The sequence below is a fragment of the uncultured Turicimonas sp. genome, from assembly GCF_902477955.1.
In the GTDB taxonomy this organism is placed as follows: domain Bacteria; phylum Pseudomonadota; class Gammaproteobacteria; order Burkholderiales; family Burkholderiaceae_F; genus Turicimonas.
Genome location: NZ_CABSJB010000051.1, coordinates 1 through 14637, shown reverse-complemented (window position 1 = coordinate 14637; position 14637 = coordinate 1). Strand labels below are relative to the sequence as shown.

Here is a 14637-nt window from a genome sequence, read left to right as displayed (position 1 = left end):
GTGAAACGCCTCCACGCCGATGATAGTGAGTTGTATTTCTTGCGAAAGTAGGTAGCCTCCGGGCTCACATATATTGCGCCAGTAGCTCAGTTGGATAGAGTACTTGGCTACGAACCAAGGGGTCGTGGGTTCGAATCCTGCCTGGCGCGCCATAAAACAAAGTCTGAGAATCGTAAAATGGTTCTCAGACTTTTCTCATTTTTGAATCTTTTAATTCTTTCCCGGATTCAAACTCAAACATAGAAATTTCATCCGCCGTCACAATAACCATCACAAATTGTTCTGGCGTTCTAACATAATTTTTCTATCCAAGCGGCTGGAAAAAAATTTCGAATTTTGTGAGAACTTTAGAACAATGCCAAATTAATTTTTTCGGCGACTCTAGAAGGATTCTTATAACTAATCCTTCCTCGGCGTCCATCCTTTGGCATCGCCCAAATTATTTATTCTCTTTTATATGGCTAAATTCGGCTGATTTCACTTCTATGAGTGACCTCTCCGGCTCTTTCAGCTTTATTAATCAAAAATAAACGCCTCTAAAGGAGGCGTCTATCACTGTATAGAGAAGAAGGTTCTTTTACCATTCTTCTCTATGTAAGAATTAAGTTATTCCTGGCTTTGGCTTTGAAGGCCTTCTGCCTGGGAAGCTTCTTTCTTGTCATCACTGAAAACACGGAATGCTTCAACTGCCAGGGCGAGAGAAAGAACAGTCAGAAGAGCAGATACACCGACGATTAGCCAGTTTTTGCCTAAGTTGGAATAGATCAGTTGTCCAAGAGAAGTGAAAGTCACGGCGAACATGAAATACATTGGAATTGTGATCATGTATGTATCTCTACCTTCTTTCTTGAGCCAAGCGGTAATTGCCAACAAGGCGAGGGCAGCCAGCATCTGGTTTGCAGTACCGAAAATCGGCCAAATAGTCAGATAGGAGCCGGAAGCCATGTACCAGGCGGCAGCAATGGTAATCAGGGTTGCAACATAACGGTTGCTTAAGGCTTCTCTGACGGAGTTGGGCTTAACTTCTTTATTGCTTTCAGCTTGAGGGGCAATCATCTCTTGGAAAATGAATCTTCCCAAACGAGTTGCAGTATCAAGAGTTGTTAAAGCAAAAGCGGAGATAGTTAATGCAACGAATTCTTTAGAAAGAGAGAAATCTAAGCCTAAAGATGTCATGAATGTTGCCGTTCCTTGGGCGAAGGCATTAACCGGTCCTCCTTGTTTCAGCAACGCCGGAAGCTTGTCTGCAGCTACGTATGCAACGGAGATAATGGCGCAGATAGCTAAAAGGCCTTCAATCAGCATCGAACCGTAACCGATAAGTTTGGCGTTGCGTTCATTGTCAAGCTGCTTTGAGCTGGTTCCGGAAGAAACTAAGGAGTGGAATCCGGAGATGGCACCGCAGGCAACGGTAACGAATAAAACAGGGAACAGCCATTGTCCGCCTCCAAGATCGAAACCAACGAATCCTGCGATTTCCATTGTCGGCTGGTAGAAAAAAATACCCAGGAAAGCAGCAATCATCATTGCGTAGAGGAGGAAGGAGTTGAGGTAGTCTCTTGGTTGAAGCAGAATCCATACGGGAGCAATAGAAGCCACGAATACATAGGCTAACAAAATCAACAGCCAAACTTCTTTGCTAAGAGCAAGGGGGAAGATGTGTCCGAGCCAGAAGGACACCGCCATACCGATAATTCCGAAGATGGTACCGATAAGAAGCGGAATGCCGGAACGATAGACCGCATAACCGAAACCAACGGCAAGAACAATGAAGAGAAGAGAAGCGGTTCCGGCTCCTGGGTTGGCCACAAATGTTGAAGCCACAATATTGGCAAAAGCTGCCACAACCACAAGGAGAGTTACCCACGCAAAAATTGCAAATAGCAACTTGGCTCTTCTGCCTACGTTAGATTCAATGATCTGGCCAATACTTTGACCTTTATGTCGAATAGATGCAACCATTGAACCGTAGTCGTGAACACCGCCGAAGAATATACTTCCGACAATAATCCACAGAGAAACTGGAATCCATCCGAAGACTGCAGCTGAAATTGGGCCGACAATCGGACCGGCACCCGCAATGGATGAGAAATGGTGACCGAGAAGTACAGCAGGTTTTGTCGGAAGGTAGTCGATACCATCCTTTTGCGTATAAGCTGGGGTAGGTCTGGAAGGATCTACACCCCATTTCTTGGCTAACCAAGAACCGTATACGATGTAGGCGGCAATAAATATAACTGTCGCACCAAGCAATAAAGCAAGTCCGTTCATATTAGAAAAGTATTCCTAAAAAATTTGAAAATTAGCCGTTGAATTACTACCTTTCGGATTGGAAAAGACTTTCTGATCTTTCAGATCGACGACAAAAACTGCAAGGTCTGCCCAGCCTTTTAAGGTGAAGCAAAAGTCCTTGTGGAACTTATGCTTAGAAAGGTTATTCAGAGCTTTATCTTCAACTCCTGATTCAGTCAGTAAAACCAAATTAAAGAGAGAAGACATATGCCCTTCAGCAACTCTCATCGATGAAATGTAGTCGGAAAATGCTTTTTGGCATTCATCTAAGAATTCGGCGGTAAGTTGGTTGCTTACCAGCTTAAGACTTACATATTCATCATTGTTCATCGAATACAAGGAAATTTTCTTAGAAAGAAAGTATTTTTCATTCAATCTATTGTGAACCGCCCAAAGATCCGAGTAGTTACTTAAAGGCTTAGGCGGCTCCAAAAAATCGAATGAACTTCTTAATCTGTTTTTTAAAATCTCTTTGTATTGATGACTGTCCATAAAAACCTCATTAGTACCAAATGATACTAATTATTTCTAATTTTAAATTTCTTACAAAAAAGAAAATAATATCTCGGATGGATATAACCCTAATACTTGCGAGATCAGAAGGATGCAATTCAGGCATTCACAGGCTTAAATAGTATGAAGGCTCAGGTGCAGCGGCTCTATAATGCTTTAAAACAACTAGGAGAAAATAATGGTAGAGCCTCTGTATTTTGGTGCTCCAATTGATGCTGTCGATTCATCTGCATCCTCAACAATGGAGCCCGGTTTAGCTAATCGCCACGGCTGTATTTCGGGAGCAACGGGTACCGGTAAAACAGTTTCTTTACAAAAGCTTGCTGAGGATTTTTCACGTATCGGTGTACCGGTTTTCTTGGCTGATATCAAAGGAGATCTTTCCGGTTTAGCAAAAGCTGCAGTTCCTTCCGAAAAACTAAAAGAAAGAATAATCAAGAAAAAACTGCAGGAGCCGGAGTGGAAAGGCTGTCCGGTAACCTTTTGGGATGTCTTCGGGGAGCAGGGCCATCCTGTTCGAGCCACCATCAGCGATATGGGGCCTCTGCTTTTATCTCGACTCCTGCAATTGAACGACACGCAAGAGGGTGTCTTAAATGCGGTTTTTGCTATTGCGGATGACAACGGACTGCTCCTTTTGGATCTGAAGGATTTGAGATCCATGCTTCAATTTGTTGGCGAACACGCCTCAGAGTTCAGACAAAAATATGGAAATATCTCTCCGGCCTCCATTGGTGCAATTCAGAGAGGTTTGTTAGCTCTGGAGAGCCAGGGTGCTGATAAATTTTTTGGTGAACCAATGCTCAATATACAAGACCTTCTCCAGACTGTCGGTGGGCAAGGAGTTGTCAATATTTTGGCTGCGGATAAATTGATGCAGGCTCCGAAGCTTTATTCAACATTTCTTTTGTGGATTTTGAGTGAGCTTTATGAAAATCTTCCGGAAGTCGGAGATTTAGAAAAACCGAAACTCGTATTCTTCTTTGATGAAGCTCATATCCTCTTCAAAGATGCTCCGAAAGTTTTACTCGATAAGATCGAACAAGTTGTCCGCTTAATTCGTTCTAAAGGCGTCGGTGTTTATTTCATTACACAAAATCCGCTTGATATTCCTGATTCTGTTCTCGGACAATTAGGAAATCGCGTCCAGCACGCTCTTCGAGCTTTCACTCCAAGAGATCAAAAGGCCGTCAAGGTTGCTGCTGAAACGATGAGGCCTAATCCGAAAGTAGACATCGGCAAAGCAATTACAGAGCTAGGTGTAGGTGAAGCTTTAGTATCCTTCCTTCAAGAGGGTGGCGTCCCTGGTGTCACAGAAAGAATTTGGGTTGGCTGCCCGGGAAGTCAGATAGGACCAATCACGGAGGCAGAACGTAAGCAATTAATGGCATCTTCTATTGTTGCTGGGGTTTATGACAAGCCAATCGACAGAGAAAGTGCGTATGAAGTGCTCCAGGCTCGTTCTCAACAGCCCTCTCAAAAGGATGCAAAAGGAACGGCCGGTGGAGCAGCTGTCCAGGAAGAGGAAGAACCGGGAATAGGAGATGCTCTTCTTTCCTCTCTGAAAGATATCATGTTTGGATCTACCGGTCCTAGAGGAGGCCACAGGCCCGGAGTTGTTGAGAATATGGCGAAATCCGTGGTTAGACAAGCAAGCAATCAAATTATCCGCGGAGTATTAGGTTCTTTACTCGGTAAAAAGTAATTCAAAGAGTTTTTCCTGACAGCGCCTCAGAATTTTTCTGAGGCGTTTGCTTAAGGGCACTTTTCCTTCATATTTGCTCCGGAGCATTCGAAGAAATCGATAACTTGGAAACTCCATGTCCCATAATGCGTGCGGAGCAATATTTGATTTCAATCTCCGCCTTCCGGAATCAATTAATTGAACTAGCATGAAAAAATTGAAGTTGAAGCCTTTTTCAAAGGGGTACAATTATCATTGTTGATTTTCATTCTCATTTGCATTTTTAAAGGAAAAGTTATGAAGGATTTCACAAAAGTAGCTTGGGGTGTTTTTGGAGGCGCTCTTTTAGGTTTCGTTGCATCTTCTGCAATTAGCAGAGGCAAACTCAGACCGTGCACAACAAAGCTGATGTCATACGGTCTGGATTGGAAAGATAAGTTGATTGAAGGCGCTGAAACCTTTAAAGAAGATTTAGAAGATATGACAGCCGAAGCGAAAGAAGAGGCGAAGAAACGCGCCGCTCGCAGACAACAAGAAGCCCGTGCTCAGAACGTTAGTTCTCAAGATGTAATTCTCCCGGAAGATACTGCTAAAGAAGGTAAATAGTATCTTTTCACTGCATTTGTTATTCAGTTTTTAAAATTATGAAATTTTCTGTGGTTTCCCACACTCAGGGAAGGATTAGGTTTGTCTCAGACTTTCCTTTCGGTTCAGAAGGGGCTGAAGAGCTGGCCGACAAATTGGATCTGATTCCTGGAATTGAAGGTGTGAGAATTAATCCTCGTACAAGAAGTGTTCTTCTTCTGTATATGGATAAGCAATCTCTGCAGGAAGCCAAATCTGTAATCGCTCGCTACATGAGGGCATTGGCATCTAAGCCGTTGGCAATTCCTCAAGGACAAAGCGTTATCTCTGATGTAGCTTTCTGGCCGATGGTTCGTTTTTTTACCAGACCGTTGATGCCTTTTCCAGCTAGCCTCGGAATGTTCCTTCACAGTTCTTGGGGAATATTTTCAGAAGGTTTTAAAAAGCTTTTCTCAGGCAAGCTTACTGTTGAAGTTTTGGACTTGAGCGCGATTGCGGCTTCTTTGCTGATGCGTGATTTTAAGACGGCTTCAACACTGGTTCTGCTTTTAGGATTCGGCGAAAAGCTCGAAGAGTGGACGAGAAGAAAGACGATGACGAACTTGACTCGATCTTTGGCCATGAACATCGATACGGTTTGGATTGTCAAAGACGGTCAGGAACTTGAAGTTCCTCTCTCCTCGGTAACAAAAGAAGATCTCTTGAAGGTGAGAGCCGGCTCAGCCATACCGGTGGACGGAAAAGTAATCGGCGGCTCGGCTACGGTTAATCAGGCGTCAATGACGGGAGAATCGATAGGAGTTCTTCGAACAGAAGGCAGTACCGTTTACGCGGGAACCGTTGTTGAAGATGGAGAACTTCTAATCCAGCCTACGGCCGTTGGGCAAGGGACTCGTCTTAATAAAATTATTCAATTTATTGAGAACAGTGAGAAGGTTAAAGCCAACGTTGAAAGCAAAGCCATGAAAATAGCTGACAAAGTTGTTCCATACAGCTTCTTGCTGTCGGGACTTGTATGGCTGTTTACGCGAAACCTTCAAAGAGCGGCTGCTGTCTTAATGGTGGATTATTCGTGTGCTTTAAAGATGTCTACACCGGTAGCATTTATGTCCTCAATGAGAGAAGGTGCTTCTCACAAGATCTTAATTAAAGGAGGAAGGTACATCGAAGAATTGGCTCAAGTTGACACTGTTGTGTTTGATAAGACAGGAACGCTTACCGAGTCTCATCCGAAAGTATCCGAAGTTATTCCTCTCGGAACATGGGATAGAGATACTGTTTTAAGGAATGCAGCTTGTCTTGAGGAACATTTCCCGCATCCGGTCGCTAAGGCGATTGTGCGAGCAGCGGCAGACGAGGAACTTCATCATGAAGAAGAGCACGCCGAAGTTAAATATGTCGTTGGTCACGGAATCTGTACGGAGTTGAACGGAGAAAAAGTTTTAATCGGCAGCCGTCACTACATTGAAGAAGATGAGGGAGTTGATTGTTCCGGAGCTGAGGAGGAAATCGAACGCATCGCTTCGAAGGGACACACGGTTCTTTATTTATCCAGGAATGGAAAGTTGGAGGGTTTGATTGGTATTGAAGATCCCATCCGAAAGGAATCTGCCGAAGTAATTGAAGAACTGAGGAACTTGGGTATTCAGAATATTGTTATGCTCACCGGGGACGGACCGAGAACGGCAAAGAATGTTGCTGCAAGACTCCATATCAAGGAGTATTACTGTCAAGTTCTGCCGGAAGGAAAAGCGCAGATCATAGAAAGAATGGTAAAAAGCGGTCGAAAAGTTCTGATGGTCGGCGACGGTATTAATGACTCTCCGGCACTTACTGCAGCCAATGTGGGAGTGAGCTTGTCAGAAGCAGCTGACTTAGCCCGTGAAGTTGCTGCTGTGGTGTTATTGGAAAACAACTTAAAGCATCTTCCCTTAGCAATTAAGCTTGGAAAGAGAACACTAAGCAGAATTCATCAGAATTTCCGTGCTTCCGTGGGGCTTAATACTGCATTCTTAGCCGGAGGCTTGGCTGGTGTATTACCGGCTGCTGTTGGAGCAGTGCTTCATAACGTAACGACAGTCGGTGTGACGCTTAACGCTGCCCGGGCCTACCTCCCGAATCTTTCTGAAGAAAAGACGGCCTCAGAAGTCTTATAAACAGCAAGGACTCTATACTATGGAACATTTACATGGAACTATTACTAGCAGAACCGAAGGCCGATTGAGGATTCGCTCGGAAAGTTTGAAGCTTGTTGATGGTGCAGAGCTTTTTGAGGCTTTAAAGCAGGTCAGGGGTGTTGAGGACCTTAAGCTGAATAAGATAACCGGCTCTTTATTAGTAAATTTTGAGCCTGCAGTTTTTGATGAAGCTCGTTTTGAAGAAGTTCTTAATTCCTCTTTAAATTCTCTGGCACTTTTTGAAACAACGAAGTTCGCAACAAAAGCAAAGTCTGCGAAGCAACGGAAACTTTCTGGCTATAGGGCAATGAGAAAGGTCGAAAATCAAACGATGGCTCTTGCCGGACCCCTCTGTCTTTTGGGCCTGAGCCTAAAGCTCTGGAAACTTCACTCCTTGGCTGGGTGGATATTTACAGCTGCCGCTGCCGCTCATACGCTCAGGTATAAGAAACAACTCTTAAGATAAGGCATTCGAGGAGTTGTTTATTCAGCAGTGCATACTTTTTCTTAATACACAGCAAAGGCCGGGGAATCCGGCCTTTGAACATGCTCACAGTCTTGGTTAGAAATTGTGGTGCAAACCTAAACCAACACTCCAGGACTTGAAGTTACCTTCAACGGCTTTTTCCTTAAAAAGTTTTCCGGCAGTAGCATAGGCGCCCCATCCGTAAACGAAAGTGCGTTTGGAAAGCGGATATTCGTAGGCTGCCCCGACTGTGAACCTGTTGAACTTGTCTTTGTTGAGATTAACTTTGTTATCACCGAAAGTGACTTGGTCTGCAGATTTCACTTTTCCGAAACCATAGTTGGCGGCCAACTTCAGCGTTCCGCCGGCTGCAGGGATTTCAGTACCTAAAGTAAAGGCATTTTGGTTCATGCCTTTTCCGCCGACAAAGGCGTCTTCAAGCTGATCAACTGTGTGGAAGCGGCTGGCATACTGATAGCCGATGAAGACTTTGGCGACTTCAAAGTCATAACTTGCGCTAAGACTGTAAATCATAGAAGCCTTAGTGTCTTCATCTCTAAATGACTTGTAGTCGTATCTTTCAACGATACCGGCTAAAGAAAGATTTCCGAGTTCATAAGTAAGACCGAGACCGTAGTAGTGGTCGTTTAAGGACCACTTCTTATCATCAGCTTGAGTACCGTTAGAGTATTGGACGTGAAGTTTTAAGCCGCCGAATTCCGGAGAAACATAGACGACGCTGTTATTGTTGATTTGTCCGGTGACAAACACATTGCCCAAACCTGCCTGAAGATAATCGGTTCCGATTGGGGAGGCATCCCAGATGGAATAACTGCCTTCATAAGAAGCAAGACCTCCCATCCTGCCGAAAGCTAACTCACCGAATCCTCCGGAAACGGAAAGAGAGGCTTGTTTGCTCCAACTCTTGCCTTCTTCGCCGGCTTCCCCGCTGTCCATAGAAAAACCGTTTTCAAGAAGGAATCCTACCGAGTATCCGTTACCTAAATCTTCGGTTCCCTCCAAACCCCAAACGCTTCCTCCTGCGATACCGTCTTCCATGGAAACTGTTGTGTCTGCACCTTTTGCTTTGTTGACTACAACTGCCCCATCTACGGTACCGTACAAAGTAATCTGAGATTCAGCAGCCGCCAAAGAGCCCAAAGAGAGAAGGGCGACGGCTAAAGAGGTCTTAACAAAATTCATTACTGCTCCAAAAAAATAAATGAGAATGATTAGCATTATATTTTAAAAATGTCGCTTATTAAGGATTTCTGCAGATTTTTAACAATACCTTTTTAAGTGGTGGGTGAATAAAATCAATCGCTTGCAGCGATCAAGACTTCCAGCATTTTGGTATATGAGCAGTGAATTTAATACTTAAAAATAATGTAAACACTAATGAGAATAATTTTCATTAATGTTTACTTGGAGTAATATTTTTATAAATAATTTTCGTTTTCATTTTCATTTAATACTTTATGTCAGCTTCAAATTCCTTCCGCTTAAGCGGGTTGCCGTTAAATGTTAAATGCCGTGTAGCAAAATTCGGCGCTGTCCCAGACGAAGAGGTTAGAAGACTCAGAGATCTCGGACTGTACCGCGGGTCGATTGCATCCATCATCGCTTCAGTCGAAGAGGGACCGCTTTTAGTGGCTGTAGGTGACGCAAGAATTGCTATCAATCGGGAAATCGCAGCTGAAATAAAAGTACTCCAAACCTCTTAAACAGGAAGAAGAATATGCAGTTAAGAGACATGAAGCCGGGCCAAAAAGGCGTTATTAAAGGCTTTTTGCCGGGAAATTCAGAATACAGAAAGAAACTTTTCTCTTTGGGGGTCCTTCCCAATACGGAATTCGAAGTCACACGTATCGCTCCTCTTGGGGACCCGATTGAAATCAAACTTCGTAATTCTTTTATCAGTGTTAGAAAAGCGGAAATCGAAATCCTTGATGTTGAACCTCTCTAAGTAAAAAAATGACAGCTAAATCTACTATTGCCGTTGTTGGAAATCCCAACTGCGGAAAAACGACTCTCTTTAATGCATTGACGGGTTCTCATCAATCCGTGGGAAATTGGCCTGGGGTTACCGTTGAAAAGAAGGTAGGGCATTTCTCTCTGGAGAACAAAGATGTCACGTTGGTTGATTTGCCCGGCATTTACTCCATTCAGCCCAGTGCCTCTTCCAGCGAGGATGAACGAGTAGCCAGAAACTATATTCTTGAAGATGAAGCAGAACTTATCGTCAATATCGTCGATGCTTCCAATCTCGAAAGAAATCTTTATCTGACAGCTCAGCTCATCGAAATGCAAGTTCCGATGGTTGTTGCCGTCAATATGCTTGACGCCGCTAAACATCATGGGATTTCGATTGATTTAGAAAAATTATCAAAAGAACTTGATTGTCCGGTAGTCGGGCTTATAGCCTCTAAAGAGAAAGGAATTGAGAACCTTAAGAAATGTATTGAAGAGCAGCTAGTTAAAAAAGCCGTTCCTAAGAATCCTATCGTCTTTCCACAAGATATCAATGAAGAAATCCTGTCCATCGGTCAAGATTTGAATCGACAGGGTATCTCAAGAGCTTACTGGGTCGCTGAGCAAATCCTGGAAGGAGACAAAGAGCTTTTCAAAGTTTTCCCGGATAAGAATTTTGCCGGCGTTGAATTTAAAGCCAATGCTTTAAATGAAAAATATGACGGCGACGTTGATATGGTTATGGCCGATGTGCGCTATTCTTTCGTAGGAAGAGTTGCTCATGACTGTATCACCAGAAAGGGCGAGGCTACTCAAACTTTGACTGATAAAATCGACAAGGTTGTGCTGCATCGTTGGCTTGGTGTCCCGATTTTCTTGGGCGTCATGTATTTGATGTTCATTTTCTCAATTAATGTAGGTTCCGCTTTCATTGATTTCTTCGACATTTTATTCGGCGCCATATTTATCGACGGATTCGGAGAACTGCTGACCTCTATAGGTACTCCGGAATGGCTTAAGACCATTTTGGCTGATGGTATCGGGGGTGGTATTCAATGTGTAGCCACATTTATTCCTGTTATTTTCTGTTTGTTTTTAGCTCTGTCCTTCTTAGAAGACTCCGGCTACATGGCCCGTGCTGCTTTCGTGATGGATAGACTTATGCGCGCTCTGGGCTTACCCGGCAAAGCGTTTGTTCCGTTGATTATTGGTTTTGGCTGCGGGGTGCCGGCCATTATGGCGACCCGTACAATGGAAAAGAAGAAAGATCGCATAACAACTGTTTTGATGGCTCCGTTTATGAGCTGCGGTGCCCGTTTGCCGGTCTACGTTTTATTCGCAACAGCTTTTTGGCCGATGAACGGACAAAACCTTGTATTCGGTCTTTATCTCATTGGTATTTTGGCCGCTATTGCCACTGGCTTTATGCTGAAGAAGACTGTTTTACAGGGTGAGACCAGTGCTTTTGTGATGGAAATTCCTCCGTATCATTTGCCGACTTTCAAAAACATCATTCTTAGGACATGGGATAGATTAAAAGGCTTTATTTTCCGTGCCGGTAAAGTCATTGTGGTGTTGGTCGCTGTTCTTTGCTTCCTTAACTCTTTAGGTACAGACGGCTCTTTCGGTAATGAAGACTCGGATAAGAGTGTTCTTTCTCAAATCGGTAAGACAATCGTCCCAGTATTCAAACCGATGGGCGTATCTGAGGAAAACTGGCCTGCTGCTGTGGGGATTTTTACAGGTATTTTGGCTAAAGAGGCGGTTGTCGGAACTTTGGATTCCTTATACAGCGGTATGGGCGGCAAAGATGAAGAAACTGCAGCTGAAGGAGCCTCGGCTGCTGCCGTTGAGGAAAAGGCTGAAGCTGCTGAAGAAGAAGGAGGATTTAACTTTATGAACTCCTTAAATGAAGCCGTAGCCAGTATTGGTGAAGGTTTCGGTGATATCGGAGCATTCTTTACAGATCCGCTCGGTATTTCGGTAGACAGTGATTTATCGGACGTTGAAAAACAAGCTGAAGAACAAGAAGTTGCTGCCGGTACTATCCAGGCTATGAATAAACTTTATGACGGTGAGCTTGGCGCCTTTGCCTACTTGCTGATGGTTCTTCTTTACTTACCTTGCGGCGCAGCTATGGGCGCTGTTTACAGAGAAGTTGGAAGCAAATGGGCCTTGTTCGCCGCAGGTTGGACGACAGTGCTTGGATACTGTTCCGCAACTCTCGTTTATCAAGTAGGTCGATTTTCCTCTAATCCGGCTTATGCCTCTGTTTGTATTGCAGTATGCGTAGCTTTAATTGCTGCTGTAGTCGTAGGTTTGAGAATGGCGGCAAATAACGATGACAGGGGAACCGGAGAAGCAGTTTTAGCTAGATAGTCTGCATTCAAACCTGTTGTTTATTTCTTCCTCCGGTGCCGGAACAAAAGCACCGGAGTTTTTTGTGCAGACAATGTTTTTTGTTCTTAGAAAATTTATCAACACGATTATTAAAGAAGCAACAATTTCTGTTTACATCCAGTAACACAGAACCTAGAATCCATATGATTCACCAAGACAAAAATTAGACTAACCATATGGAGAAGTAAATGAAATTATTCCGCAGAAACATGCTTCAAGTGATGGTTACCGGAGCTGTATGCGCCGGTGTGTCGTCATTAATTTGGGCCGCACCGCAAACCATTGCGCCTGAGTACGATGTTATTGTCATCGGTTCCGGTTTCGCCGGATTAGCTGCTGCAATTTCTGCTGCCGAAAACGGTGCCAAGGTAGCTGTTTTGGAAAAAATGCAGGTAGCCGGGGGAAACTCTTCACGTTCCGGCGGCATGATGGCCATCCCAGGTTCGTCAGTCCAAAAAGAACAAGGCATTGAAGACTCTCCGGCAAAACTTGCCGCCGATATGAAGAGAATTGGCCTGGGATTAGGCGATCCGGACCATATTAGAGTCGTCACTGAATTGGCTGCTCCAACTTTCGAGTGGACGAAAAAACAAGGCGTGGTTTGGCGCACTGATTTGACCGGTAAAGGCGGGCATTCTGCAAGACGCTGCTTGATCACTAAGGAAGGAACCGGTCAAGGAATTTTGATTCCTTTCATGGCCAAGCTTAAAGAACTCGGCGTTCCCGTCTTTACGGGGGTTAAAGTAATTTCTCTCGATAAGAATAAAGACGGCCGAGTCATCGGTGTTACGGCACGAGAAGGATACAAATTCGGAAAAGAGGATTCAGGAAAAACAGTTGAGATCAAAGCTAAGGACGGCGTTATTCTAGCCTTCGGCGGATTCTCAGCTGATATCGCTTATCGCACATTGCTTGATCCGAAGTTGACGGCTAACTTGAAGACAACTAATCAGCCCGGTGCGACCGCAGAATTAATGCGTGAAGCAAGCCGTATAGGCGCAAATATTATTCAGGCCGATTGGATTCAATTCTTGCCGAATACCTCGCCTGATGAAGAAGGAATGGGCATGGGATCTCATTTCGCGAGCGTGGGCGGTTCTCTGTATGGTTTGTGGATCAATACCAATACTGGCAAGAGATTTACTGATGAATTCGGCGATCGTAAAACAGCAACCGACGCTATCTTTAAGGTATTGGATGCTAAAGGGAGAACAATTTCCGTAACAGATGCAGAAGGTGTCGAATCCTTCAAGAAAGTCCGTCCGGGCGCAATGGAAATTTTGAAAAAGAACGGCGCAGTCAAAGAGTATGCGGATTTAGATGCCTTGGCCAAAGCCTATGGAATGAATCCGGAAGTCTTAAAACAAACTTTTGCTGACTTTAACAAATCGATAGAAGCCGGGAAAGATGCGGAATTCAACCGCAAATTAGATAAAGGATTGAAGCCTCTTACCCACGCTCCTTATTATGTCTCTGAGATGAGTCCGAAGATTCACCACACCATGGGAGGTGTTGCTACCGACACATCCACACGCGTTTTGTCCGTGGTTAACGATCAGCCGATTCCTGGACTATATGCTGCGGGAGAATGTACCGGTGGTATTCATGGTGCAGTTCGTATCGGTGCTAATGCAGTTATGGACTGCTTAGTGAACGGAAAATTGGCGGGCGAAACAGTAATGAAAGACGCTAAGAAGTAAAGAGAGTTATATCGAGGCTCGTACGCCGAATCATAAAGATTTCAGCGTATCTACCTATTTCTCTTTTTTAGCAACAGTCGGCCGCGGTTTCGCGGCCGTTGGTTTATCCGGAGCCGTTCTAAACAATGCTACTAAATGGCGGAAAGATAGGTAAGGGTGTTTCAGAATTAATCTTGGTCCGGAGAAAGCCATAATTTCTTTTGCTTTTTCTTTGTACCCTTTGCCGAAACAGTGAATTTTGCAGCTTCCGCAGACCGGTTTTTTCTCTCCGAAAGGGCAGCAGGCAAGCCGCTTAACGGCGTAGAGATAAAAGTCTTCGCATTCCGGACACATTCCTTCTTTAGTGTCATGGTGAGCATGACAGAAAATCTCTGTCATGATGCGAATAGTCTCAACATCCTTAGCAATATAGGGAAGTTTGACCTGCTGCTCTCTTTTCTCGCTGAGGTTTAACCTCTTTAATTCATATTCAAACATCTGTGCTGCGATACCAAGCGGAATTTAGAAAGTAGAGTCTAGGCATGACTACTTAAAAAATTATTAAATATTGAGAATTAATCTCATTTGTACTCATTAATTTCCGATTCTTTACAGGTGGTAACGTTTGGAATCAGAAATGAAAAATTACCAAAGGCATTCGGATGATGCACGGAAGCCAAGGAGACAATTTGGCAATCTTAAGTGTTGAGTCAAAGAATTAACGAAAGGTATAGAGTCCAAAAGCTAATCCCGAAAAGTTCGATGACGAACTGAAGTTTTTGTGATGATACAATCAGGAAAAGAAGATGGAAGAATGGAGCGGGAGACGAGTCTCGAACTCGCGACCTCAACCTTGGCAAGGTTGCGCTC

Annotated in this window: 12 protein-coding genes and 1 tRNA gene; 9 read left to right on the top strand and 4 right to left on the bottom strand. The window is 44.0% G+C overall.

The annotated features are described in order from the left end of the window. Positions 1-75 precede the first annotated feature (75 nt). Positions 76-152: transfer RNA gene (locus RDK53_RS11240), tRNA-Arg, on the top strand. 454 nt (positions 153-606) lie between these two features. On the opposite strand, the gene RDK53_RS11235 is transcribed toward RDK53_RS11240, so the two are convergent. Both RDK53_RS11235 and RDK53_RS11230 read right to left on the bottom strand, forming a co-directional pair. Beyond that, complete coding sequence (locus RDK53_RS11235) at positions 607-2271, bottom strand: carbon starvation protein A (protein ID WP_308514933.1); 1665 nt, start codon at positions 2269-2271, stop codon at positions 607-609. Between the two features lie 15 nt (positions 2272-2286). Continuing rightward, the gene (locus RDK53_RS11230) at positions 2287-2784 is read right to left on the bottom strand and encodes a hypothetical protein (RefSeq protein WP_308514931.1); all 498 of its coding nucleotides are present in this window, start codon (positions 2782-2784) and stop codon (positions 2287-2289) included. A 262-nt stretch (positions 2785-3046) separates the two neighbouring features. On the opposite strand from RDK53_RS11230, the gene RDK53_RS11225 reads away from it, so the two are divergent. The 4 genes from RDK53_RS11225 to RDK53_RS11210 all read left to right on the top strand — a co-directional run bounded on the left by RDK53_RS11225 (position 3047) and on the right by RDK53_RS11210 (position 7717). After that, positions 3047-4510: a helicase HerA-like domain-containing protein gene (locus RDK53_RS11225; RefSeq protein ID WP_374041585.1), complete on the top strand. Its 1464-nt coding sequence runs from the start codon at positions 3047-3049 to the stop codon at positions 4508-4510. Between the two features lie 276 nt (positions 4511-4786). Beyond that, positions 4787-5095, top strand: coding sequence for a hypothetical protein (locus tag RDK53_RS11220; RefSeq protein ID WP_308514927.1), 309 nt, complete (start codon positions 4787-4789; stop codon positions 5093-5095). A gap of 50 nt (positions 5096-5145) precedes the next feature. Then, entirely contained in the window at positions 5146-7230 is a 2085-nt protein-coding gene (locus RDK53_RS11215; RefSeq protein ID WP_308514925.1) for a heavy metal translocating P-type ATPase, read from the top strand. 19 nt (positions 7231-7249) lie between these two features. Next, on the top strand, positions 7250-7717 hold the full coding sequence (locus RDK53_RS11210; RefSeq protein ID WP_308514923.1) for an HMA2 domain-containing protein: 468 nt from the start codon (positions 7250-7252) through the stop codon (positions 7715-7717). A 96-nt stretch (positions 7718-7813) separates the two neighbouring features. On the opposite strand, the gene RDK53_RS11205 is transcribed toward RDK53_RS11210, so the two are convergent. After that, entirely contained in the window at positions 7814-8920 is a 1107-nt protein-coding gene (locus RDK53_RS11205) for a porin (protein WP_308514921.1), read from the bottom strand. 275 nt (positions 8921-9195) lie between these two features. Here RDK53_RS11205 and RDK53_RS11200 point away from each other — a divergent pair, with 275 nt between their 5' ends. The 4 genes from RDK53_RS11200 (at position 9196) to RDK53_RS11185 (ending at position 13788) form a co-directional block, all read left to right on the top strand. After that, entirely contained in the window at positions 9196-9441 is a 246-nt protein-coding gene (locus RDK53_RS11200) for a FeoA family protein (RefSeq protein WP_308514919.1), read from the top strand. 14 nt (positions 9442-9455) lie between these two features. Then, positions 9456-9683, top strand: a complete 228-nt coding sequence (locus RDK53_RS11195) for a FeoA family protein (RefSeq protein ID WP_066593054.1) — start codon at positions 9456-9458, stop codon at positions 9681-9683. 8 nt (positions 9684-9691) lie between these two features. Then, positions 9692-12067 (top strand): Fe(2+) transporter permease subunit FeoB, encoded by a 2376-nt coding sequence (gene feoB, locus RDK53_RS11190; RefSeq protein WP_308514917.1) that lies wholly within the window; start codon positions 9692-9694, stop codon positions 12065-12067. 209 nt (positions 12068-12276) lie between these two features. Continuing rightward, positions 12277-13788, top strand: coding sequence for a flavocytochrome c (locus RDK53_RS11185; protein ID WP_308514914.1), 1512 nt, complete (start codon positions 12277-12279; stop codon positions 13786-13788). Positions 13789-13842: 54 nt separating this feature from the next. Here the strand turns inward: RDK53_RS11185 and RDK53_RS11180 are convergent, their stop codons facing one another. After that, positions 13843-14265: a nitrous oxide-stimulated promoter family protein gene (locus RDK53_RS11180; protein ID WP_308514912.1), complete on the bottom strand. Its 423-nt coding sequence runs from the start codon at positions 14263-14265 to the stop codon at positions 13843-13845. Between the last annotated feature and the right edge of the window lie 372 nt (positions 14266-14637).

What these genes read in the sequence shown, in the direction of transcription:
- RDK53_RS11225 (WP_374041585.1), top strand. Translation starts at nt 3,047, where the DNA reads ATGGAGCCCGGTTTAGCTAATCGCCACGGCTGTATTTCGGGAGCAACG.
- RDK53_RS11195 (WP_066593054.1), top strand. Translation starts at nt 9,456, where the DNA reads ATGCAGTTAAGAGACATGAAGCCGGGCCAAAAAGGCGTTATTAAAGGC.
- RDK53_RS11230 (WP_308514931.1), bottom strand. Translation starts at nt 2,784, where the DNA reads ATGGACAGTCATCAATACAAAGAGATTTTAAAAAACAGATTAAGAAGT.
- RDK53_RS11180 (WP_308514912.1), bottom strand. Translation starts at nt 14,265, where the DNA reads ATGTTTGAATATGAATTAAAGAGGTTAAACCTCAGCGAGAAAAGAGAG.
- RDK53_RS11220 (WP_308514927.1), top strand. Translation starts at nt 4,787, where the DNA reads ATGAAGGATTTCACAAAAGTAGCTTGGGGTGTTTTTGGAGGCGCTCTT.
- RDK53_RS11210 (WP_308514923.1), top strand. Translation starts at nt 7,250, where the DNA reads ATGGAACATTTACATGGAACTATTACTAGCAGAACCGAAGGCCGATTG.
- RDK53_RS11185 (WP_308514914.1), top strand. Translation starts at nt 12,277, where the DNA reads ATGAAATTATTCCGCAGAAACATGCTTCAAGTGATGGTTACCGGAGCT.
- RDK53_RS11200 (WP_308514919.1), top strand. Translation starts at nt 9,196, where the DNA reads ATGTCAGCTTCAAATTCCTTCCGCTTAAGCGGGTTGCCGTTAAATGTT.
- RDK53_RS11205 (WP_308514921.1), bottom strand. Translation starts at nt 8,920, where the DNA reads ATGAATTTTGTTAAGACCTCTTTAGCCGTCGCCCTTCTCTCTTTGGGC.
- feoB (WP_308514917.1), top strand. Translation starts at nt 9,692, where the DNA reads ATGACAGCTAAATCTACTATTGCCGTTGTTGGAAATCCCAACTGCGGA.
- RDK53_RS11235 (WP_308514933.1), bottom strand. Translation starts at nt 2,271, where the DNA reads ATGAACGGACTTGCTTTATTGCTTGGTGCGACAGTTATATTTATTGCC.